The sequence below is a fragment of the Novosphingobium sp. ZN18A2 genome (genome assembly GCF_036784765.1).
GTDB lineage: Bacteria > Pseudomonadota > Alphaproteobacteria > Sphingomonadales > Sphingomonadaceae > Novosphingobium.
Genome location: NZ_CP136651.1, coordinates 720,657 through 743,777, shown reverse-complemented (window position 1 = coordinate 743,777; position 23,121 = coordinate 720,657). Strand labels below are relative to the sequence as shown.

Below are 23,121 nucleotides of genomic sequence, written 5' to 3'. Positions count from 1 at the left end.
GGCAGAACTTCCGGCAATCCGGATGCAAAAAAATCGGGAACGGCGACTTTACGAACAAGTTAAAAGGCGAAAAACTTCGTACTTCGTTCGAACAGGGGACACAATTAATGCATCCATATCGGAGGTTTTACCTGACCGCTACTGTCGTCGGTAGCGCCCTGTTGGCCACCGCCTGTTCGCCATCATTTTCCGACCGGACCCTCAGCCAGCCCCCCGGCGACAACTGGATCACCAACGGCGGATCGTTGAACAACCAGCGCTATTCGCCGCTCGATGAAATCAATTCGGCAAACGTCGGCAAGCTCAAGGGCGTATGGCTGACGCATCTGGGCGGGTCCGGCGTTTCCTCCAAGTATTCGGCAGAAGGGCAGCCGCTTGAATACGACGGCGTCCTTTACGTCCCCACCGGCGAAGACGATGTTTTCGCTGTAAGCGTGGAAACCGGGAAAATACTGTGGAAGTACGATTCCGGCATCGACCAGCAGATTTCGACGATCTGTTGCGGCTGGCTCAGCCGTGGCGTGGCGCTGGGTCCGGGCAAGGTCTTTATCGGCCAGCTTGACGGAAAGCTCGTCGCGCTAGACCAGAAGACGGGCAAGGTCGTATGGTCGGTCCAGCCGGTCAAATGGCAAGACGGCTATTCACTCACCGCCGCGCCGCTTTACGTTGACGGCAAGGTCATTATCGGAACCGCGGGCGGCGAATACGGCATTCGCGGCCGCGTGATGGCCTTCGATGCGAAGACCGGGAAAGAGGTCTGGCGATTCTATACGGTTCCCGGCCCCGGAGAGGCCGGCTATGAAACCTGGCCGCAGGACAGCGATGCGTGGAAACGCGGGGGCGGATCTGTCTGGCAGACGCCGTCAGTGGATACCGACCTCGGCCTGCTCTATTTCTCCACCGGCAACGCAGGACCGGACTATGACGGTTCGACGCGCGCGGGCGACAACCTCTATACATCTTCCATCGTCGCGCTTGACCTGAAGACGGGGAAGCTGCGCTGGCACTACCAGTTGGTGCACCACGATATCTGGGACTATGACGCGCCCAGCCCGACGGTGCTGTTCGATACCACGATCGACGGCAAGCCGGTGAAGGGCATCGCCGAAGCGGCGAAGACCGGATGGGTCTATCTGCTCGATCGCACCAACGGCAAGCCGATCCGCCCGATCACCGAAACCGCCGTGCCGCAGGACGCAAGGCAGAAAACCGCGCCAACGCAACCGATCCCTTCGTGGCCTTCGCTTGCCAGCCACGTGCCCACGCCCGAACAGGTCGCCAGGGTGGAGAAGGTGGCAAAGGTGAAGAGCGCCGCCGTCGCCAAGGATATCTTCACGCCGTTCTGGAAAGACATGGTGGTCGTGGCGCCGGGGGCCGCCGGCGGCATCAACTGGCCGCCGTCAAGCTATGACCCGGCAAGCAACCTGCTGTTCGTATGCGGGCAGAACAGTGTCGCGGGTCTGACCTCCGAAACCGAAGACCAGCCGAAAAAGGGGCCGGATGGCGCCAACGGACTGGCCACGGGCTCCACCGGGGCGACGGGCAACGGCTTCCACAGCGCCGGCTGGTTCGCGGCCTTCGATATCGGCACCGGGAAGGTGGCCTGGAAAAAGGACTTCCCCAGCTCATGCTATTCGGGATCGGCCGTTACGGCGGGCAACGTGGTGTTCGTCGGCCGCAATACCGGCGAATTGCAGGCCTATGAAACGACCACCGGCAAGCTGCTGTGGAAGTTCCAGACCGGTGCGGGCGCCAATAACGTCCCCACGATCTTCAGGCACAAGGGCAAGGAATACGTTGCCTTCTATGCGGGCGGAAATGCGCTCGCCGGAACGGCGCACGGCGACAACCTCTGGCTCTTCTCGCTGGACGGAAAGCTGGACGAAGTGGCGCCGGGCAATGGCGGGCACGCCATCGCGCACGCCGGGGAAAAGACGGCGGCTCCCGTTCCCACGATGCAAGGCAACGCCGCGGCGGGCAAGCAGGTGTTCGCGGACGACTGCTCCGCCTGTCACGGCATGACCGGCCTTGGCGGCAACGGCGGCCCCAACCTTGCCTCGATCGCTTCGGCGAAGGATCGGGCAACCGTGCTGCGGCAAGTGACCAACGGCGGCCAGTCGATGCCGGGATTCAAGGGTGTGATCTCCGACCAGGGCATCGCCGATGTGTCGGCCTATGTGGTGGAGGACATCACCCACGGCAAATAGGCGCACGCTCCCGTTCCGGCCGTGACGCGGCTTGCAAAGCCGCCGCCGGTCGTTTTCCGCCTATCTGCGCGCCCAGTCCGCCACGCGCGATAGCGTGGGCAACTGGATGAACATCGAAACCAGCACGGCGGCGAACGCGCAGGCAAGGATGGTCTGGCGATAGGGGGATTCGGGAATCGCCAGCGCAAGCGCGACCGACACCGCCCCCCGTGCACCGCCCCAGACGAGCACCGGAAGGCTGCGAAAATTCGATCCGATCGGCGTCCCGCGCAGCACCAGCCCGGTCAGCGACACCGCCAGCCCGCGCGCGAACAGGGCGATGAACGCGGCCGCGAGGGCGATGAACCAGACCTTGCCCCAGGCATCGATCGAAATCGCCTCCAGGCCTAGCAGCAGGAAGATGAACGCATTGAGCAGCCCGTCGATCACGCGCCAGAAGCCGCGCATATAGCGCTTGTCGTCCTTCGTCAGCGCGTGGCGGGTGCTGATACCGCCGACCATCACCCCGGCGAGCGCCGCCGCGATCGGCCCGCTGGCACCGATCGCAAGGCTGATGGCGAATACCGCGGCGGCTGTCGCCATGGTGATGAGGACGTCGGTGAAAAGATCGTCGACATTGCGCAATATCCGCACCGCCAGCCAGCCGCCCATATAGCCGACCAGAAGACCCAGGACGCTTTCGCGCAGCATATCCAGCCCTGCTTCACCGGGATGAATCGGCGCGTTCGACATCGCCGCCGCCAGCGCGCTGCCATAAAGCACGATCCCGACGCCATCGTTGAACAAGGCTTCGCCCTGGAGAACCACGCGCGCTTCCTTGGAAATCGCGTTCGCGTCCACCGACTGGACCGCCACCGCGTCGGTCGGCGCCACCAGTGCGGCGAATACCAGCGCCCAGGCGGGCGGCACATCCATGCCCGTTGCCGCCGCCAGCAGCACGATGCCCGCATAGATCGCAACGACCGACAGCACCGTGCCCAGCCCGGCCAGCGCCGCGGCGCTGCGCCACTTGCTGCGGAACAGACCGCTGTCGATGCCGAGCCCACCGGAAAACAGCACGAACGCCAGAAGGAAATCGAGCAGCGCGCCGCTGAAATCGACTTCGGTCACGGCCGATCCGATCCAGTTGAAAGCGGCATTTTCGGGCCAGAAGCGATCGGCCAGCCCCAGAAGCAGCGCACAGACCAGCCCCGCCATCAGCATGGCCAGGCTTGCCGGCATCCGGAAGAACCTCTGGTTCAGCCAGCCCGCCGCCGCGGCGAGCGTCAGGAATGCGGCAACGATGAACAATGCGGTTTGCACAGGCGCGGTATTCTGTCCGTCATGCAGTCAGGGCCAGCAGGGCAAGGCGAGAACCCGCCCGAAGCACCCTTCCCGATATACCGCCACAACCGCCCCGCGCCAGTCACAGGGCAGCGCCCGAAGGCGAAAATCAGGTTCATTCTGAAGATGATTGGTGCGCGACGCAGTGCGAAGCGAGGCAGGCTCTTGTCCGATTTCCCTGCATAACAGGGAATTTACAGGGAAATCGCTGGTTTTCAGGGGTTCAGGCTGCTCGGATTGACCTCAGAACCCGCAGGAAACCGCGGCTCGCCGAGCAAAATTCCCTACGGGCATAACAGGGAAATCGCCGAACCGTATCAGGGAATTGCCGAGCGCCGAACAGGGAAGCCCGGCACCGGGAACAGGGTTTCGCGATAGGGAATAGGATGCAGGAAATGACCTGGCCGGCCTGCACGCTCATTCAGAAGCCTCTCCGCCCGTAAACACCCGTAGCAAGGCCAGATTTGCGGCAAAGCGTGCCTGTCGAGCGACATTTGTTCCTGTTTTGATCTTTCATTCACTCGCGCCATCCGCTACAATTGCGTGACCATCGCCTTGGGGCAGACGGGAGACGAACATGAGTACAACGACCCAACTGGTCGAACGCGACATCGCGTCACTTCGGCCTTACGCGCGCAACGCGCGGACCCATTCCAGAAAACAGGTAAAGCAGATCGCGGCGTCGATCGAGCGCTTCGGCTTCACCAACCCGGTGCTGGTCTCCGATGAAGGTGAGATCGTCGCCGGCCACGGCCGGGTCGAAGCGGCCAGGCTGCTGGGGATGAAGACAGTGCCGACGCTGGCCCTGTCTCACCTCGGCGAGGCCGAACGCCGCGCCTACGTGCTTGCCGACAACAAGCTCGCGCTCAATGCAGGGTGGGACCGCGAGATCCTGGCGATCGAACTGCAGGCGCTGGTCGACCTCGAGTTCGATGTCGAAGTGACCGGGTTCAGCCTTGCCGAGATCGACCTGGTGCTCGACGAGGCGAGTGAAGCCAGTCCCGATGGACCTGCGGGCCCCGAGGACGCCGTTCCGGTTATTTCGGGCACGCCGGTCTCCAGGCCCGGCGACATCTGGCAGTTGGGTCGTCATCGCCTCCTGTGCGGCGACACGCGCAGTGCGGTGGATCTCGACCGGTTGATGGATGGCGATAAAGCCGACCTCGTGTTCACCGATCCGCCCTATAACGTTGCGATCGACGGCAACGTCTGCGGGCTCGGTTCTGTGAAGCATCGCGAGTTCGCCTTTGCCTCGGGGGAGATGAGCCGGAACGAGTTCACCGGCTTTCTCGAGCAGACGCTCACCAACATGAGCCGGGTCATGCGCGACGGGGCGATCGCCTTCGTGTGCATGGACTGGCGGCACATGGGAGAGCTGCTTGCTGCTGGCGAGGCAGCATTCACGGAGTTCAAGAACCTCGTCGTGTGGAACAAGACCAATGGCGGCATGGGTGCGTTCTATCGCTCCAAGCACGAGCTGATCTTCGTATTCAAGCAGGGGACCGCTGAGCATACCAACAGCTTCGGCCTGGGCGAGACCGGACGCTATCGTACCAACGTCTGGGACTATGCCGGGATCAGCTCGATCGGCGCCACCCGCTCGGATGAGCTCGCCATGCACCCGACGGTCAAGCCGGTCGCACTTATCGCCGATGCGATCCGCGACTGCTCACGCCGCGGCGAAATCGTCCTCGACGGGTTCGGGGGATCGGGCTCGACGCTGATCGCGGCCGAGAAGACCGGGCGCCTTGCACGGCTTGTCGAATACGACCCGCTCTACTGCGACACGATCATCCGGCGCTGGGAGGCCCGCACCGGCAAACAGGCAGCGCTCGTCGGAAACAACCGGACGTTCGAGGAGGTCAGTGAGGCGCGGCCGGGTATCGATCCTGCCGAGAGTGACATCTCCGAGGAGGCTGCGTGATGGGAGGCGAACCCGGCAAGTACATCGTCGGTTATGGCAAGCCACCGGTCCAGCACAGGTTCCGGAAGGGGCAGTCCGGCAATCCCGCGGGACGGCCAAAAGGCGCGAAGGGCAAGGCGGTCGATACCGGTTACGGCAAGAAGGCTGCCGAGGAGTTCCTCCGGATGGAAGCCTATCGCCCTGTAGCCATCCGCGAAGGCGATACCGCGATCGAACTTCCAACGATCCAGGCGGTGTTCCGGGCGATGGGCATCGCGGCGCTGAAGGGCAATCGCCTCGCCCAGAAACAGCTGACCCGGATGGTCGCCGATATGGAGGAGCAGCACTATCACTCACGCATGGAACTGTTCGGCAAGGCGCTCGACTACAAGATCGGATGGGACGAGGTCATCAAGCGCGCCCGGGAGCGTGGTTCACCTGAACCGTCTCCCGTACCTCACCCGGATGACATCATCCTCGACCCGGATAGCGGGGAGGTGAAGATCACGGGGCCGCAGACCAAAGAGCAGAAGCAGCGCCTCGATGAAGCGCTCGAGCGGCGCGCCGAGGCGCAGGAGGAGGTAAACTACTTCGCCGAGAAGTACCGGCGATCGCGCAGTGCGCAAATGAAGGCGCGCTATCTCGACGACTGGCACTGGGAGCAGCGTATGTTCGACATCATCAACGATGTCGTCTCCGAGCGCTACAAGGTGAAGCTCGAGAACAGGTCGTACAGGGAAGGTGCATCGCGCCCCGGGACGGCACTCGGGGATTTGCACCGAAACCGGAAGCTGAAGGACGCGTATCTGGAATAGGTTCTAGGCGGCGTGGACAAATTTCAACTTGAACGGCCGACCACTTTCGGCGGGGTCACTCTGGCCGCCGAACGGCAGGAAAGTCGGGCAAGAGGACACCCGCAAGGCAACATGTTTTCGGCCATGCGGTTAGCGCGACACGTGGCGTCAGGACCGTGCGTCGATCGCGGGCGAGGAGAGGTAGCCATACAGCATGTCGTAGAGCTCGGATTGATACGCCCCGTCACTCAATGAAGGGGCGTCGTTGTTGGTCAGGACCTCCAAAGCGCCCATGAGCATGTCTACTGCGAACGTGATGGCCTGCTCCTTGTCCTGGCGCGCGATTTCAGACGAGCAGTCGCGCAGCGCCCGCCTTGCCAGGTCGAGCACCGCGTCGCGCATCCAGACCATCGCAGCGGTCAGCGCGTCGTTGGAGGAGCGGGCTGCCGCGTCCCTGAAGGCGCGCACCAGCCGTGCATCGCGGCGCTGGCTCGCGACCGCGCCCTCGACCAGAACCTTCAGCCTCTCTTCGAGGCGGGGGTATTGTTCAGCCAGAGCCTTGAAGCCAACCTCGTTGGCGGAGAGCATGCGTTCGAGATAGCGCTCGATCACGGCAATGATCATCCGGTCCTTGTCGCCGAACCGGCGGTAGACACTCGCCCCCGACCGGCCAGCCCTCCTGGCGACCTCTTGAATGGTGCACAGCGCAAGCCCGCCCTCGCGCAGGGCTTCCTCGGCCGCGTCGCACAAAAGATCATGCGTGACCTTGCTGCGGTGCTGGCGTGCAATGGGCTGGTTGGGTCCGTGCGACATGCCGTGCTTGTAGACTTGACTGGGGATTAATGTAAATATGCAGTTACATTATGTCGCTGCCCACAAGGGTCACCCATGCCGCACTACAACCTGATCGACCTGTTGCTCACCATGATGGTGTTCGTTGTATGGCCGGTTTCTTCCTTCTTCGTTGGCCGCCAGTTTGATCGGGCGCCCTTGGACGAGGCCGGATTGCTGCGCCGGTACTGGAAGATCATCGTAAAGGGCATCTTGATCTCATCGCTCATACTTGTGTCATGGTATTGGTTCAGTCGATCGTACCTTGCACTGGGCCTCCAGATCGGTGTTCTCGGGCAGTTGGGTCTCGTGCTGGATGTGCTCCTGGTAGCCCTCTGCGCCTACATCCTCCTGTTTCAGGAGATGTCACCTGACAAGCTTCGGCTCCTGCGAGTGTCAGGCGAAGTGAGAAACTGCCCCCCTTCCGAATCTGAGAACTGACCCCCTCTGGGTTCGACAAGAGGAGGGACAGATGACGATAGGGACATCAGAAATCCCGGCACAGGCGATTGCTGTGCAGGGAGAAGAGATGCTTCAACCGGACGAGGTGGCCGCGATGGTGCGGTTGCATGAACTTGGCTGGGGAGCCAAGCGGCTGTCGAAGGAATTTGGCTGCGCGCGCAACACGGTGCGCCGCTACCTTCGCGCCGGGGGCGTCGTGCCGTTTGCCAAGGCACCGCGCAAGTCGGCCTTTGACGGCTTGGATGACTGGCTTCGCGAACGGTTCTTCCGGCACAACGGGAATGCCGATGTTATCCGCCAGGAGTTGGCGAGCGAGCACGGGATCGTGATCGGGCTGCGTTCTGTCGAGCTGCGGGTCCAGCCCTGGCGGCGCGAATTGAGGGCGCACAAGAAGGCGACGGTGCGCTTCGAGACTCGCCCTGGGCATCAGCTGCAGATCGACTTCGGCGACACCAGGGTCTGGATCGGCGATGAGCGGGTCAAGATCCACCTGTTCGTGGCGACGCTGGGTTACTCGCGGCGGATGCATATCCGGCCTTCGCTCCGGGAGCGGCAGGCGGACTGGTTCGAAGGGATGGAGGGCACGTTCCTGCGGTTCGGCGGCGTGCCGACCGAGGTCTTGTTCGACAATGCGCGAGCCCTGGTCGACCATCATGATGCAGCGACCCGCGAGGTTCGGTTCAATACCCGGCTCCATGCCTTCGCGCGCTACTGGGGCTTCAGTCCAAGGGCGTGCGCTCCGTATCGAGCCCGAACGAAGGGCAAGGATGAACGCGGCGTCGGCTATGTGAAGCGCAATGCCATCGCAGGCCGCCGCTTCGCGAGCTGGGGCGCGTTCGTTGCCCACCTGGATCAATGGAACCGGGAGGTTGCCGACATGCGCGTTCACGGCACCACTGGCGAACTGCCAATCGTGCGCTTTGCCGATGAGGCGAATGCCCTGCGTCCGCTCAGCGGACGCGCACCGTTCGGCCAGCTGCGCGACCTGGCCCGCAAGGTGCGCTCCGACTGCGCGATCGACCTCGACACCAACAGCTACTCGGTCCCGTGGCGTCTCGTCGGCGAGACGGTTCAGGTCGTGGTTCTGGGCGGTCGCGTCATCGTCCGTCATGCCGGCGAGGTCGTGGCCGATCATGCCCAATGCGAGGGTCGCCGGCAGCGGGTTATCGAACGGGCGCATCTGGCTGGGCTCGTCGGTGCCGCGCCCGGGCGCGCGACAATGCCGCCGGCTGCGCCGCCCGCGCTGTTGCGGCCGCTCGCCGAATACGAAGCGGTTGCGGGAGGGGCATGGTGATGGCAGTCGATCACGAGACCCTCATCGCCATGCTGGACCGGCTGAAGCTGACCGCAATCCGCGATCAGCTGGATACGCTGCTCGACGAAGCCGCACGCTCGGACATGACCTTGCGCGAAGCGCTCGCGTTCCTGGTCGGACGCGAAATCGCTCGGCGCGATGAACGGCGGATCTCCATGGCGAGCAAGATCGCCCAGTTCCCCTTCGTGCGCGAACTCGACGGCTTCGAGTTCGATGCGCAGCCTTCGCTGGATCCAGGGCAAATCCGGGAACTGGCGACGTGCCGCTGGATCGCACACGGTGACACGACGCTGTTCCTGGGGCCGCCCGGGACGGGGAAAACGCACTTGGCGGTGGCGCTGGGACGTGAGGCGATCCGGCAGAACTACTCGGTCCAGTTCGTCACGGCAGCAACGCTCGTGGCCCTTCTGGCCAAAGCCCACATGGACGGGAATCTCGATAAGCAACTCACGTTGCTGAGCCGGCCGAAACTGCTGATCATTGATGAACTCGGCTACTTGCCGTTCGAAGCCGACGCGGCTCACCTGTTCTTCCAGCTGGTATCGCGCCGTTACGAGAAGGGATCGATCCTGATCACCTCAAACCGTTCGGTCGGCGAATGGGGCAGCGTGTTCGGCGATCCGGTCGTCGCAACCGCGATCCTGGATCGCCTGCTCCACCACTCCACCGTGATCACCATCCGCGGGGACAGCTACCGACTTCGCGAAAAGCGCAGATCCGGCCTTCTGCAGAAGGCCGGATCTGCGCTCGACAACACCGCAACCGCACCGCAATGACAGGGGGTCAGTTCTTCAGTTCGCCCAAGGGGTCAAATCCTCGGTTCGCTTGACAGCGAGAAAAGCTGGAGAGGATGCGTATCGCTCCTCGAACCAATGCGCAGTTCGTGCTCTTTCCTCTCGTCATCATCATCGGAAGTTTCACCGAAGAGTTGCTGTTCCGGGGCTATCTGTTCTGGGCGCTTGCGCCCCTCCTCGGAGTGTGGGGTGCTGCCACAATCGCGTCAGTCGCCTTCGGCTTGGCTCACGCTTATCAAGGACCATCAGGTATCTTGCGTACGGGAGTGATCGGGCTGGCCTTCGCGATCGGATTTGCGCTGACGCATAGCCTGTGGTGGCTGATTGTGGCGCACATGATCTTGAACTCGATCGGCTACTTCGTCGCGATAAGGGTGAAGAATCTTCCGTCCGTGCAAGATGCGTGAGCCGCGCAAACGCTCGCAATCGGGTCGCTTCCTGCTTGGTAGCTCAGCCCCGAAAGCGGACATGACAGTTGACGCATCGCAGCCAATCGGATCACCTTTGAATCGCGGTGCCCAGCGAACATTAACAAATATTCACGTGACGTTTTGCAAGGGAGATCGGAGTATTAGCAAGTGTGAATTCTCCTTCGGGTCGCAATTTCCGATTTGAGTAGCGCTTAGCCCTAATCTTGGGGGCAGATCACCAAGGCGGGGTGGGTCTGAAGGATGCCGACGGCTTTCCAGAGCGCTTCTACATCTGGCTCGTTCGCCAATGCTTGATTGAAGCTTTCGGAGTATCTTTTGTCCATTGTGACCAGATAGCCTCATCCGAAAGCGAGCAACATTCAAATTCCACTCTATCGCAAGTCGCTAAGGGCACCCTGACGTCCGCTTTGTCGGCGATTCCTGCTCTCAATATTTGCGACATGCACTGGAGAGGGCCGTGAAAGCATCTATGGAGCATGGCGGCGTGTCCATTGTGCCAGCGTTGATGGACAGTTGTACCGCGCTCGACTTCAATGACGATGCCAGTAGCCATTGCAGGCGCGGGTCCAGTTTCAATCGCCATCCGTCCTGTCCAATGTACCCCCAGGTGGCATTTTGCCCGGCATTCGCGCTCGCGTTGCCCGCAGTTCCATTTGGCGACGGTAAGATGCTGCCCGTTCCGCTGGCTGTGACGGGCAGCACATAGTTGCTTAGTAGTGTGCCAGCGTCGGCACTGTAGTCGCCGATCGTGAGGTTGGCGGTGACGGCGAGGCCGACGCCAATCTGGGAACTGGCATAACTTCCATCCGTCTGGGTGACGCTTGCGCCCTGTCCATCGACGAAACCTGTGAGCAGGAAGTTGGAAGTGCTCAGCGTCGCATCTGTAGTGCCATCATACGTCTTCGTGGGATTGCCGAGCAGACTGACGCTCAGGGTCTTGGCGGTGATGTCGGCTGTCGTCGTGCCGGCCGAGGACAGAGTATAGTTTCCGGCGGCAGTGCCCGTGAGAGCGAGGCCGGTGACGGTGACGGTCTTGCCGGTGCCGGCATTGGCGTCGGCGAAGCTGGCGCTGGTTGCTGTGGTATCGAGGCCGACGTTGTCACTGCCGACGATGCCTGCAAGGCTGCCGAAGCCACTGACGGTGGCATCGGTCGTGCCGTCGTAGACCTTGTTGTTGGCGGTGAGGCCGGTGAGGCTGAGGGTTTTGGCGGTGATGTCGGCTGTCGTCGCGCCGGCCGAGGACAGAGTATAGTTTCCGGCGGCAGTGCCCGTGAGAGCGAGGCCGGTGACGGTGACGGTCTTGCCGGTGCCGGCATTGGCGTCGGCGAAGCTGGCGCTGGTTGCTGTGGTATCGAGGCCGACGTTGTCACTGCCGACGATGCCTGCAAGGCTGCCGAAGCCACTGACGGTGGCATCGGTCGTGCCGTCGTAGACCTTGTTGTTGGCGGTGAGGCCGGTGAGGCTGAGGGTCTTGGCGGTGATGTCGGCTGTCGTCGTGCCGGCCGAGGACAGAGTATAGTTTCCGGCGGCAGTGCCCGTGAGAGCGAGGCCGGTGACGGTGACGGTCTTGCCGGTGCCGGCATTGGCGTCGGCGAAGCTGGCGCTGGTTGCTGTGGTATCGAGGCCGACGTTGTCACTGCCGACGATGCCTGCAAGGCTGCCGAAGCCACTGACGGTGGCATCGGTCGTGCCGTCGTAGACCTTGTTGTTGGCGGTGAGGCCGGTGAGGCTGAGGGTCTTGGCGGTGATGTCGGCTGTCGTCGTGCCGGCCGAGGACAGAGTATAGTTTCCGGCGGCAGTGCCCGTGAGAGCGAGGCCGGTGACGGTGACGGTCTTGCCGGTGCCGGCGTTGGCGTCGGCGAAGCTGGCGCTGGTTGCTGTGGTATCGAGGCCGACGTTGTCGCTGCCGACGATGCCTGCAAGGCTGCCGAAGCCACTGACGGTGGCATCGGTCGTGCCGTCGTAGACCTTGTTGTTGGCGGCGAGGCCGGTGAGGCTGAGGGTCTTGGCGGTGATGGAGAGGGCGCCGCCCACGTAAGCAATACGATAGCCTTGCTGATCCGACCACAGATCCGGGCTATAGCTGCCGACATTGACTGCGCCATTGTACGCGTCACCTAGACCGAACAGGTGTCCTGACGTATCCGCGCCTGCCACCGAATAGCTCGGGTTGAGCAGCCCGAAAGTGCCGCCGTTGTATGTCTGGCCCTGGTTGTCGGCAGTGATCGTGAGCGGGATGAGGAACACGTTGAGCAGTGGTGCGGTGTGGCCACTGTAGTTCACCCACACCGGAGAGCTGAAGTCGAATCCGGTGAAGCTTGCCTGCTGCATCATTTGCGTGCTGGTCAAGCCGCCGCCCCCGGTTACGGCGCCGCCGTTGCTGCTACCAATCCCAGTGCCGAGCCCCGTACTGGTATCCCAGTAACCGTTGGTGATGACCGCTCCGTTCGAGTTCATCCCGACCAGCGCGCCGACCTTATTGGTGCCGCTGACGCTGCCGGTGGCATAGGCGTTGGTGATGGTGGAGTCCGCTGTATTGGAGCCGACCAATCCACCGACCTCATTGGTGCCGCTGACATTGCCGAGAGCATAGACATCGCTGATCGTGGAGCTATTGGAGCTCAGCCCGACCAAGCCGCCGATCTGCCACTTGCCGGTGACGTTGCCGGTGGCGTAGGCGTTACTGATCGAGCCATTCGAGTTGTAGCCGACCAGACCGCCGAGGTCTTCTTGGTTGGCGCCGGAGCCGGTGACATTGCCGGTGGCATAGGCGTTGATGATCGCCCCATTGGTGTTCAGGCCGACCAAGCCGCCGACGAGGGCATTGCCGGTGACGCCGCTGGTCGCGTATGCGTCAGAGATAGTGCCTAGGTTGGCGCCGACTAGAGCGCCTACAGAGTAGGAGCCGGTAAAACTTCCGCCGATGACGCCGATGTTGCGTACTACGCCGCCGCTGCCGACCACGCCGAACAAACCCACATAGCTGGCGGACGGCCGATTGACGGTAAGGTTGCTGACGGTGAAACCCAAGCCGTCGAAGACGCCGGTAAACGCGTTGGTGAAGTAGTTGTTGCCGAACGGCACAAAGCCCGCGCCGTTGTTCCAGCCGGCGGTGGCCGAGGCGTCGATGCTGTTGCCCAATACGTAGTCGAGGCCAAGGCCCGTGCTGTTGATGTTCTGAAGCTGGGTGACGCTCGTGATCACCTTGTACTGAGTCGGTGTCGCGCTGGTGTCAGTACCCAAGAATACCGATCCGCTGATCGTATTGAAACTGGTGTTGGCAAGCAGGTATGGTGTGGTCTGGTTGTCGGCGTTGGCCCAGTCGCTTGAGGCGAAGCCAGTGGGCAAAGTTGCGGCCAGCTGTGCCGTGGTCAGGCCGCCGCCGCCAGTGACGGTTCCGTTGCTGTTGCCAAAACCAGAGGTGAGACCGGTGGTGGTGTCCCAATACCCATTAGTGACGCTGCCATTGAAGTTGGCTCCAACCAACCCGCCGAGGCTGCCGTTGCCGGTGACGCTGCCACTGGCATAGGCATTGATAATCTGACCGTTGGTGCTGTTCGCTCCAACCAGGCCACCGATGCCATATGCGAGGGCGCTGCCGCTGACGCGGACGCTTCCGGTGGCGTAGGTGTCGGTGATGACTCCAACGTTCACGCCGACCAGTCCACCGAGACCATCGGTGCCGCTGACGCTACCGCTGGCATAGGCGTTGCTGATCGATCCGCTGGAATATCCGACCAGCCCACCCACGGGTGAGGTACCGCTGACCGGGCCAGTCGCATAGGCATTGCTGACTGAACCACCAATGTTACTGCCCACCAGACCGCCCACGTAACCCTTGCCGGTGATGCTGCCTCCGATGATACCGATATTGCGCACCACGCCACCGCTTCCCACCCTACCGAACAGCCCCACAAAATTGGTGGACGGCCGGTTGATGGTAAGGTCGCTGACGGCGAAGCTCAGGCCATCGAATACGCCGCTGAAAGCGTTGCCATTGCTGCCAATGGGCTCGAAGCCTGCGCCACCGTTCCAGCTGCCGGTGGGCGAGGCGTCGATGTTATTGCCCAGCACGTAGTCGAGGTTCACCCCGGTGCTGTTGATGTTTTGAAGCTGGGTGAGGCGGGTGATCACTTTGTACAGCGTTGGCGTAGCGCTGGTATCTGTACCCAAGATCACCGAGCCGCTGTAACTTTCGAAGTCGGTGTTGCCCAGCAGGTACGGCGTGGTCTGGCCGCCGGCGTTGGCCCACAAGCTGCTGCTGAAGCCCGAGGGCAGGGCAGAGGCCAGCTGCGCGGTGGTCAGGCCGTTGCCGGCACCACCACTGTTGGTGGTGCCACTGGTGGTGGTGTCCCAGTAGACGCTCGAGTAGCTACCGCCATAGCTGACGCCGAGCACCCCGCCGAGCTTTGTACCGGAGTAACTCGAGTTTAGGCTGACCTTGCCGGTGGCATAGACGTTAATGACCGAGCCCGAGCTATTGATCCCGATCAGTCCGCCCGCCGCGTCGTAGTTGGCGGTGACGTCGCCGGTGGCGTAGGCGTTGCTGATGGTGCCGATGTTACCGCCGACCAGTCCGCCGGCATTGGTGTCGCCCTGGACATTGCCGGTGGCGTAAGCGTTGCCGATGGTGCCGGTGTTTAATCCGACCAGTCCGCCGGTCCTGGAACTCAGGCCGGTGACGTTGCCGGTCGTATAGGCGTTGCTGATGGTGCCGGCGTTATAGCCGACCAGTCCGCCGGTGTTGGTGCCGCCGTTGCTGATGATGCTGGAGGTGTAGGCGTTGCTGATGGTGCCGGCGTTATAGCCGGCGAGTCCGCCGACATTCGTGCCGACCTGGCCGTTGATGCTGGCCGTGGAGTAAACATTGCTGATGGTGCCGGCGTTGTTGCCGACCAGTGCCCCGGTATAGGACTTGCCGGTGATGCTGCCGCCGACCAGACCCAGGTTGCTCACCGCGCCAGCGCTGCCGATAGTTCCAAACAGGCCGAAGCCGTCATTGCCGGAGCCGGATTGGTGAATGTACAGACTTCTGATGGTGTAGCCCAGACCTTCCAGGCTGCCGGTAAAGGAGGTGGAGGCCGTGCCAATCGGCGTGAAGCCCGCGCCGCCGTTCCAGCCGGCGGTGGCCGAGGCGCCGATGCTGTTGCCCAGCACGTAGTCGAGGTTCACCCCGGTGCTGTTGATGTTCTGCAACTGGGTGACGTTGGTGATCACCCGGTATTGCGTCGGTGAGGCACTGGTGTCAGTGCCCAGCAGAACTGCGCCGCTGACGGTCTGGAAGCTGGTATTGGTCAGCAGGTACGGCGTGGTCTGGTTGCCGGCGTTGGCCCAGTTGCTGGAGGTGAAGCCCGAGGGCAGGGCCGCGGTCAACTGCGCTGTGGTCAGCCCGCCGCCGCCCGTCACCGTACCGGAAAGAGCGCCGTAGCCAGCGTTTGTGCCCTTGCCGGTGGTCGTGATGTCCCAGTAGCCGTTGGTGATCGTGCTGCCGCTGTTGCTTCCAGCCAGACCGCCGACCGTGCTGCTGCCGCTGACAGCTCCAGTGGCGTAGACGTTGTTCACCGTGCCGTTGTAGGCAAGCCCGAGCAACCCACCGACCGTGGACCCGCCGCTGACATTGCCGGTGGCATAGGCGTTGCTGATCGCACCGTTGGTGCTGAATCCCACCAGTCCGCCGATACGGATGCCGGTGCCGGTCACGTCGCCGATAGCGTAGGCGTTGGTGATCTTACTGCCAGAACCCAGATTGAATCCGACCAGACCGCCGACCTCGGAGACGCCACTGACGTTGCCGGTAGCATAGGCGTTGTTGATGGTGCCGCTGTTCCGACCGGCCAGCCCGCCGACATTGGTACTGCCGCTGACGCTGCCGGTGGCGTAGGCGTTGCTGATGGTGCCACTGTTGACGCCAACCAGTCCGCCGACAGTGTCATTGGTCGATGTCGTTTTGACCGTGCCGGAGGCATACACGTTATCGATGCTGCCGCCGATGGCGTAGCCGACCAATCCGCCGGCATAGCGGATGCCGGTGACGTTGGCGTTCAACATGCCGATGTTGCGGATCGCGCTGTTGCTCGTATAGCCGAATAGGCTTGCCGCGAATGCGTAGCGGGCGACCGTAGTCAGGTTGCTGACGGTGTGGCCCAGCCCATCGAACCGGCCGGTAAAGGTGGCACCGCCATTGCCGTCTCCAATGGGGTCGAAACCGTAATAACCGCCAAATCCGTCGGGGTTCCAATTGGCCGTGGGCGAGGCGTCGATATTGGCGCCCAGCGCGTAGTTTCCGGTCAGGCTGCTGGCCGTCACACCTTGCAGTGTCATCGTGCCCGGCGTGGTGCTGGCATCGCCAGCCAAGCCCAGGCTGGTAATGACGGTCCAGGTGACCGCGCTGCCGCCGGTGCCGAGCCTGGTTGACAAGTTCGGTCCGGCTTCCAGATTAATCGGCGCGTTGACGATGTAGTCAGAGGTAACGCCGCCGATCACGCCGTTGATTGAGCCTTGGCCATACAGCAGCGCCAGCTTGGCCGTGCCGGAGGCGTTCATTGCCGTGTTGATGACGATGTTGCGGTAGGCGTTCAGCGTGAGCGTGTTGGCGCTCCAACTCACCGTATCGTTGACGATGATATCGTTGTAGCCGGCATTGTTTCCGGTGCCGCAGTTGATGCCGGTGCAGTTGACGAAGCTGCCGGTGGTCGTGGTGATGCTGGTCTGGATGGTGACGCTGGTACTGGCCAGCGCCGCAGAGAGCGCCGCGCCGGTGATGTCGCCGCCCGTAGGGGCGATGGTGAAGTCGGCGGGATCGATCAGCCATCGGCCATTGTCGCCTCTGACAGCCTTAGTGGTGATCGTGGTACCATCTGCGACCTTGAGGTGCGCGCCTGAGGTCTCGATGAAGCCGCCATTGCCCCCATTGGGCGCGGTGGCATCCAAGGTGCCGGCCACCTGCACCGTGCCGCTGTCGCCACCCAGCAGCTCGATGGTGCCATTGTGGCTGGCCACCGTCTGCGCTTGGATCTGCCCGGTGTTGTTCACCACCGTCTGCAGCAATGCATCCTTGGCCTGGGCACTGAGGATTACCGTGCCGCCATTGGCTGCGATCACGCCGCCGTTCTGCGCCAGTGTATTCAGCGCGCTGCTGCTGACCTTGAAGGTGAGCAGCGAGTTGTTCGCCAGCGTCAGGTCGACGCTGCCGCCTGCGCCCAGCGCAGTTGTGCCTTCGGGCGTGGCAATCGAACCATTGTTGCTGACACTCTTGCCGATGAAGGCAACATAGCCGCCATTGGCGGCACGGATACTGCCATCGTTTCGCACGCCTGCCGTGCTGTGACCGGCGAAATGGTATTTGCCAGACAGGAAATCCTGGTCGGTTATGTCCAATGTCGAAGCGACAATGCCGCCAACGTCAATCTGGGCGCCCGGAGCGAAATAGACGCCGTTCGGGTTGACCAGAAACACCTGTCCATTGGCATTCAGGTGGCCAAAGATCGCGCTCGGATCGCTTCCCAGCACTCTGTTCAATGCGACCGAAGTGATGTTCGGCTGATTGAATATGACGGTGTTGTCGCTTCCTATGTTGAAGGATTGCCAGTTGATAATCGCGTTCTGGCTGGCTTGGTCGACCGTCAGAGTGCCGCCGGTTTGATTTACAGTGGCCTGGCCGCTGACCACGTTCGCACCGGTTGGCAGCGGCATCACTGGCGGGGAAACAGCACCCTGGATGCCGACTGACGTGGAGTTAGGGGACACCGCGACTGACTGAATCGTGCCAGTTGCGGGGGCCGCATGTGCAACGCTAGGAATGACCCCCAGTACCAATGCGCCGAGCGGCGCCAGCCGAATCCGGTTCAATCTGAAGCGACGCGCGTTGATGTAGCCCCTGTTGCGGCTGACCTCGGTTGCCCGGATCACAGCGTCACTGAATCGATTGCGGGTCGGTTGGTGCCTATGGTTCATGTGAACTCCCCCGTGGCGTTCAGAAGTTGACCGTGAGCCGGGCCCACAGTTCATTGCGCGGATTGCCGCCGTTTCCAGAGCGGGATTCCCAAATCGGATGTGACCAGGCCAGGCTAGCGTTGACCGTGCGCTGCCATTGATAGTCCACAATCAGACCGGCACCGGTCAGGTGCTGATCGTCGCCAGCCGTGCCGGCATTGGAGCGCCGCCAGACCTTGCCCGACTGGATCATCCCCCCCCCTTGCAGCCTTCCGGTGTGGATTCCGGGGATCGGGTGCATAATGCGCGCGTCCAGCAGAACACCGTCGTCGCCACCTCCATTGTTGGCCGGCGCACTCATCACTGCATAGGGGCCGCCGAGATAGAATTGCTCGCTACCGTCCAGTGAGCGCGAGGCCAGTTGCCCGCTGAAGCGTACTGTAAGGTTCCAGCCCAGCGGCAGTGTCTGATCGCGTTGCAGCAACAGCTGTCCGACCCAAAATTCGCCCGGCGCACCTATCCCGGTGTTGTTGGCGTTGCGTGCATCGGCACTGTCCAGACCCAGTACGCCGCGGCTGATGCTAAGTCCGCCCGAAGTCAGACCGCCGCCGGAATCGGCGAAGGCACCATTAAGACTCAACCTCAGCAGATTGATATGCCAGCGGCTGTCAGTTGCCAGCACACCGCTGCGCTGCGCGAAGTCATTATGCAGTGCGTCCAAGCGTAGCCCAATCAACCGCCCGGGTGCCATCAGCAATGGATAGTCGAGATCGGCACCGACCTGCCTGACACGACCGCTCATTTCCAGCGCGGCGAAGTCACCACCGAGACGATAATCGGTGTGCGAACCGTAAGCGCCTGCACGCAGACCGTTCGACAGGTCTGGCGAGGTGACGCTGAATCCATACGAATGCAGCAACCCGTTTGTGCTGGTCAGCGCATTAAGCGTCAGCTGGGCGCCATGGCCTAAGGGGTTGTCCAGGCTGAGGCTGCCGCCAATACGCGCGCGTCCGGTCGAATCGTTGCCATAATTGTCCGAGTAAAAAGCCGCGTGCAGCAGTGGCGTATTGTCGATCCTGACTTGCAAGGTACTGGTCGCAGGTTGCGCACCTGGCACCAAGGTGCCGGCCACACGAATACCGGGCGTTCTATTGAGCAGTAGCAGACCGCGTTCCAGCCCGCCTTGCGCAATGGCCGAACCCGCACTCAATCCCAATGTGCTCTTGGCCTGGCTCATTCTGAGCCGGCTATGGTCGTCTATGTCGATGCGATCATAGTGTGGCTCCACCACCTCGATACGGACCACCCCCTTGGTTATGGTCTGCGCTGGAACAAAGGCATGCGCCAGCGGATAACCTCGCTCCTGATACAGTGCCGTGATGCGTTGAGCGGCCAGCTGAAGCGCACCAAGGGTGACGGTGCGCCCTTCCAGGCCCTGGACCAGCGGCTTCAGTTGGTTGCTGGAGATAAGGCTATTGCCGGTTAATTCGATGTGCGTAACCGGAATAGGTGTGGAATCATCTGCCGACTGCTGCGAAGGCCCGGGCAGTTTGAGGACGCTGTCTGGCGCCGTCGGCAAAGGCGGCGGCGGAGTGCTTTGCTTCAGGATCGTCCCCGGGCTCGGCGCAGTCTGAGCACGCAGGCCAGTGCTGGCCCCTAGCAAAATTCCCCCAACCACGAGCGCTCGCCCCATTACCCTTATCGTTGGCATAGCCCTCGCCATCTGTTTCTGTTGCGATATGCAAGCCTATAGGCACGCAGAAATCGCCTTGCAAAGGAACGTCTATTTTTCGTGACTTGCGTGCCTCACTTACACATTCAGTTGAATGCCCCGCCACATTGGACAGGCGAATTCCGGATCAATCTCCGGTCAGTTCAGGGAATGGCAATCCAAGCATGGACCATGCGTGCCGAACCGTCTCTACGGCTTCATCGCCCCGCGCCCGCCAATCGGGGTGTTCGATTGACTTGGTGTGGATCAGCACAGGTTCTGGCGCAAAATTGGCATTGGCGAACCGACCGCGGTAGTCGGTCACCACCTGTTCCAAGCAGTCCTTTCCATAGGGTACCAACCTGATCTCCTTGCGATCGCCGAGAAACAAGCCCGATGTCGCCATGCGAAGGTGAAACTGGGCCCAGCCTACCAGGACCACCTCGAAATAGCTCATGACCGACAGCTGCTGCGCGGTATAGCCTAGGTGCATCAGGTCGTTGATAATCCATCGCTCTATGGCGCTGCGTGGCGCACTGACAGGAAAGCGGCCATCGGCTGGAAGACCCCCACATTTCTCGTAAATGGAGATGCACGCCGGTACCGGGTGTCGCAAGGTGACTAGGTAATCGGCACGACCTTGGCCCAACAACATCTTGAAGCTGCTGGCCCAGAATACGATCTTGTGCATCTTCTTCGGTGCCAGCCAGAATCCGTCGCTTCGGCGGTCTGTGTTGCGCTGATAATACAGGTTGGCGAGTACGAGAAATTCGGCGACTTGGAATATCGCCTCCTGCAGGTGGTAATATGGGCGATCGCCATTCCAATCATACCACGTCTCGCGCAGATCGGGGAAACCGTCGTGTGCCAGCGCCTCGGAAACCCGCGTGTGATCCAAACCTACCGTGCGCAGCAATTCCTTCGTCAGGTAGCTGCCTCCGCTTCGCGGATATCCTATGACGAACGCGAAGCGCGTCTCCTTCAGGTAATCGCGAACCACTGGGTAGTTGCCCGAAAGAAGGGCGATCGCGATCTGCAAGGTATCATTCACTGCGCGCTTGCTTAGCGGTGTCTGTAGAATGGCCTCGTCGAACTTCGGCAGTGGCGTAGGCGGCGAGAGAAAATCCTCGGTCTGGTTGGCCCAATCGTATGAACCATCGGTCCAGTCCGCGAACTGCTCGTTCATTTCGGCGAGAATGCCAATGAATGCGGGCGAGGGCTGGAAGCGAAGCTGTATGTCAAAATGCATGGTGACGGCCCACTTGGCGGCATGCGCTTACGACACAGCATAGCGCGGATTTTTCAATGGCGAGAGGTGAATAGTCCCGCGTTTGGAGATGATCGTTGGTGGCGCCCTTGGGTCTAGGATGGAGGCCAGATTGCGTCGGTATTGGCTTTGCCATTCCCTTTTTGTGCAGCCAAATCTCAATGGCCGCAATGGCGAAGGGCTCGAATAGGGGTGATCTAACTGCGGCAGAATAGCGCGTTCCGAATGACTTGTTGCAAAGTCTCAAAGCCGAGGCAGCGACAGACGGAGTGAGCATGCACCGGACGCTCAAAAGGCAAGCTGCCGATTGTAGCCATGCCGTGACTAGCAAGGCACCTTTATGATGGCCCGGTTTGGGCGGGAGGTGTTTCGAATGACGGAGGAAGATCAGCGCATCGGTGAACTTGAGGCAAATCAGCGCCCGGCGCGCCTGCGTGACTTCCCAATCGGCTGCAGCTGGCAGTTGGTCAATTCGATGCCCAAATCTTCCAGCGGCAAGGCAGGCCAGGGTTTCATATATGCAATGAACGGCACCCCCAGTTCCTCGCAGCGTTCTTCAAGATGCGCGGCCCAGTTACGCTGTCGTCCAAATGTCCGGAGCGTTATCTGCGCGTCCAGGCTGTTCGATATCCAATTGAATGGGCAGGCCCGGCGAGGGACTGAGCAGGGCCGTTTAATTGTTGAACAATGGGCGCCCGATTGCCCATTCGTACAAATGAATGCGCTAGGCCGCGTGGACAAATTCGCTAGCGAGGCTCAACGTCTGCTATCGCACCTTCTTAATCCAAAACCAGCCATTCCGGACACGCCTGCAGAGCCGATGTTCAAGAGCTCAGATCGGCTCGCCGAGAGTGGTCTTTGTTTCAGGCAAATGCGAGAGCGGCTTTAGCATCGGCTGACCGGCGCGACACTGTGGACAATTTTATAGCCGTTCTCGCAGTGCCTCTTGAGGCTTTTTGCTTTTGAATGCGCCGTGCGGTCGATGTAAGTTATAGAATTGCTCCCATTCATCGAGGCGCTCTTCAAGATCAACATGGGATGTTATGTGTAATTTTGGGAAGCCCAGAGGTTTTCCCGTCAACAAAGTGGTTGTTCGTGATCCCTTGAAGGCTGAACCGCCCTACCCTCACCGCCTCACTCGTCAATCAGGTGCGTTTGGTCCGATAGAGAACAACAATATGTTACTTGCCTTGATAAGAGGCAAAACTTCATAATCAACTAAGTTCACTCCGATCACGCTACTAACCAAGGGCTTGGAAATGGGATCAATATTGCGTTCTATCGTCATGGCTACGGACTTGAGTGCACGTTGCGACCGGGCGTTCGACCGAGCAAAGGCGCTAGCGCGTGAATGCGGCGCGAAACTAAATATTCTGCATGTTGCCGAAGCCGTTCAATCCGTTGGTCATGAAGCCAGAGAGGCTACTGCACGCAAGTTGATTGTTGAAGACCTCGGAGGCGATCCTGCAGAAATCACTATCGCATACGGATCGGCGCCCAAGGCGATAGCGAGGACGACAGACGCAATTGGCAGCGACCTCCTGATCTGCGGCGTAAGCCGATGGAATGGGATCAACGATTTCATTCTGGGCACAGCCGTTGATCACATTGTCCGCTATGCGTCTGTGCCGGTTCTCGTCGTGAAACGAAGGCCGCACGCTCCTTATCGCCGCATTCTGCTGGCAACGGACTTTTCCGACTGTTCGCGCGCCGCCCTGATAACGGCAGCACAAATCTTCCCGCAAACCGAAATCCATGTGGTTCACGCATTCCATGTGTCCTACGAGGGCTGGAACGTGGCACCGGAGGAACATGATAGCTGGCAAAGGAAGGCCCAGGGTGAATTGGATACATTCCTCGCGCATCCTGACATCGACCGCAGCCTGCGAGCGCGAATTCAACCGATGCTTGTGTATGGCGACACGCGCACAGAAATCGGCAAGGCAACCAACGAAATTGAACCTGATCTTGTTGTTCTCGGAACTCATGGCCGTGGCTGGGTCGCCCATGCCACAATAGGAAGTATGGCTTCTGACCTACTCGCGTCGCTGCCAATGGATACGCTAATGGTACGCAAACGCTAGTGCCTTCCAAGGCATTTGATGCAGACAGAAAATAGACTGCCGGCTTAGCATTTCAACCGAACAGTGG

At 61.2% G+C, this 23,121-nt stretch carries 13 protein-coding genes and 1 pseudogene; 8 read left to right on the top strand and 6 right to left on the bottom strand.

Annotation, left to right across the window (positions count from 1 at the left end; genetic code table 11):
* The first annotated feature begins 161 nt into the window (after nt 1-161).
* Nucleotides 162-2,207, top strand: a complete 2,046-nt coding sequence (locus RXV95_RS03595; protein ID WP_338467651.1) for a PQQ-binding-like beta-propeller repeat protein — start codon at nt 162-164, stop codon at nt 2,205-2,207.
* Between the two features lie 60 nt (nt 2,208-2,267).
* On the opposite strand, the gene RXV95_RS03590 is transcribed toward RXV95_RS03595, so the two are convergent.
* Nucleotides 2,268-3,509: a sodium:proton antiporter gene (locus RXV95_RS03590; RefSeq protein ID WP_338467650.1), complete on the bottom strand. Its 1,242-nt coding sequence runs from the start codon at nt 3,507-3,509 to the stop codon at nt 2,268-2,270.
* 598 nt (nt 3,510-4,107) lie between these two features.
* On the opposite strand from RXV95_RS03590, the gene RXV95_RS03585 reads away from it, so the two are divergent.
* Entirely contained in the window at nt 4,108-5,454 is a 1,347-nt protein-coding gene (locus RXV95_RS03585; RefSeq protein WP_338467649.1) for a DNA methyltransferase, read from the top strand.
* Entirely contained in the window at nt 5,454-6,248 is a 795-nt protein-coding gene (locus RXV95_RS03580) for a DUF5681 domain-containing protein (protein ID WP_338467648.1), read from the top strand. The genes RXV95_RS03585 and RXV95_RS03580 overlap by 1 nt, the downstream gene beginning before the upstream one ends.
* A gap of 147 nt (nt 6,249-6,395) precedes the next feature.
* On the opposite strand, the gene RXV95_RS03575 is transcribed toward RXV95_RS03580, so the two are convergent.
* The gene (locus RXV95_RS03575) at nt 6,396-7,040 is read right to left on the bottom strand and encodes a TetR/AcrR family transcriptional regulator (RefSeq protein ID WP_338467647.1); all 645 of its coding nucleotides are present in this window, start codon (nt 7,038-7,040) and stop codon (nt 6,396-6,398) included.
* 75 nt (nt 7,041-7,115) lie between these two features.
* Here RXV95_RS03575 and RXV95_RS03570 point away from each other — a divergent pair, with 75 nt between their 5' ends.
* The 4 genes from RXV95_RS03570 (at nt 7,116) to RXV95_RS03555 (ending at nt 10,036) form a co-directional block, all read left to right on the top strand.
* A complete protein-coding gene (locus RXV95_RS03570; RefSeq protein WP_338467646.1) occupies nt 7,116-7,499 on the top strand; it encodes a hypothetical protein in 384 nt (127 codons plus the stop codon).
* 31 nt (nt 7,500-7,530) lie between these two features.
* On the top strand, nt 7,531-8,814 hold the full coding sequence (istA, locus tag RXV95_RS03565) for an IS21 family transposase (RefSeq protein WP_338466234.1): 1,284 nt from the start codon (nt 7,531-7,533) through the stop codon (nt 8,812-8,814).
* Nucleotides 8,811-9,611 carry an IS21-like element helper ATPase IstB gene (istB, locus tag RXV95_RS03560; RefSeq protein WP_216313962.1) on the top strand — a complete coding sequence of 267 codons (801 nt, stop codon included), beginning with the start codon at nt 8,811-8,813 and terminating at the stop codon, nt 9,609-9,611. The genes istA and istB overlap by 4 nt, the downstream gene beginning before the upstream one ends.
* A gap of 74 nt (nt 9,612-9,685) precedes the next feature.
* Nucleotides 9,686-10,036 (top strand): CPBP family intramembrane glutamic endopeptidase, encoded by a 351-nt coding sequence (locus RXV95_RS03555; protein WP_338467645.1) that lies wholly within the window; start codon nt 9,686-9,688, stop codon nt 10,034-10,036.
* A gap of 450 nt (nt 10,037-10,486) precedes the next feature.
* On the opposite strand, the gene RXV95_RS03550 is transcribed toward RXV95_RS03555, so the two are convergent.
* The 4 genes and pseudogenes from RXV95_RS03550 to RXV95_RS03535 all read right to left on the bottom strand — a co-directional run.
* On the bottom strand, nt 10,487-18,013 hold the full coding sequence (locus tag RXV95_RS03550) for a YDG domain-containing protein (protein ID WP_338467644.1): 7,527 nt from the start codon (nt 18,011-18,013) through the stop codon (nt 10,487-10,489).
* 19 nt (nt 18,014-18,032) lie between these two features.
* Entirely contained in the window at nt 18,033-19,685 is a 1,653-nt protein-coding gene (locus tag RXV95_RS03545; RefSeq protein ID WP_338467643.1) for a POTRA domain-containing protein, read from the bottom strand.
* A 166-nt stretch (nt 19,686-19,851) separates the two neighbouring features.
* Nucleotides 19,852-20,952 (bottom strand): hypothetical protein, encoded by a 1,101-nt coding sequence (locus tag RXV95_RS03540; protein ID WP_338467642.1) that lies wholly within the window; start codon nt 20,950-20,952, stop codon nt 19,852-19,854.
* Nucleotides 20,953-21,892: 940 nt separating this feature from the next.
* Nucleotides 21,893-22,003, bottom strand: a pseudogene (locus RXV95_RS03535) (IS481 family transposase); the annotation flags it as partial.
* A gap of 226 nt (nt 22,004-22,229) precedes the next feature.
* Here RXV95_RS03535 and RXV95_RS03530 point away from each other — a divergent pair.
* Entirely contained in the window at nt 22,230-23,054 is an 825-nt protein-coding gene (locus tag RXV95_RS03530) for a universal stress protein (protein ID WP_338467641.1), read from the top strand.
* Nucleotides 23,055-23,121 lie beyond the last annotated feature (67 nt).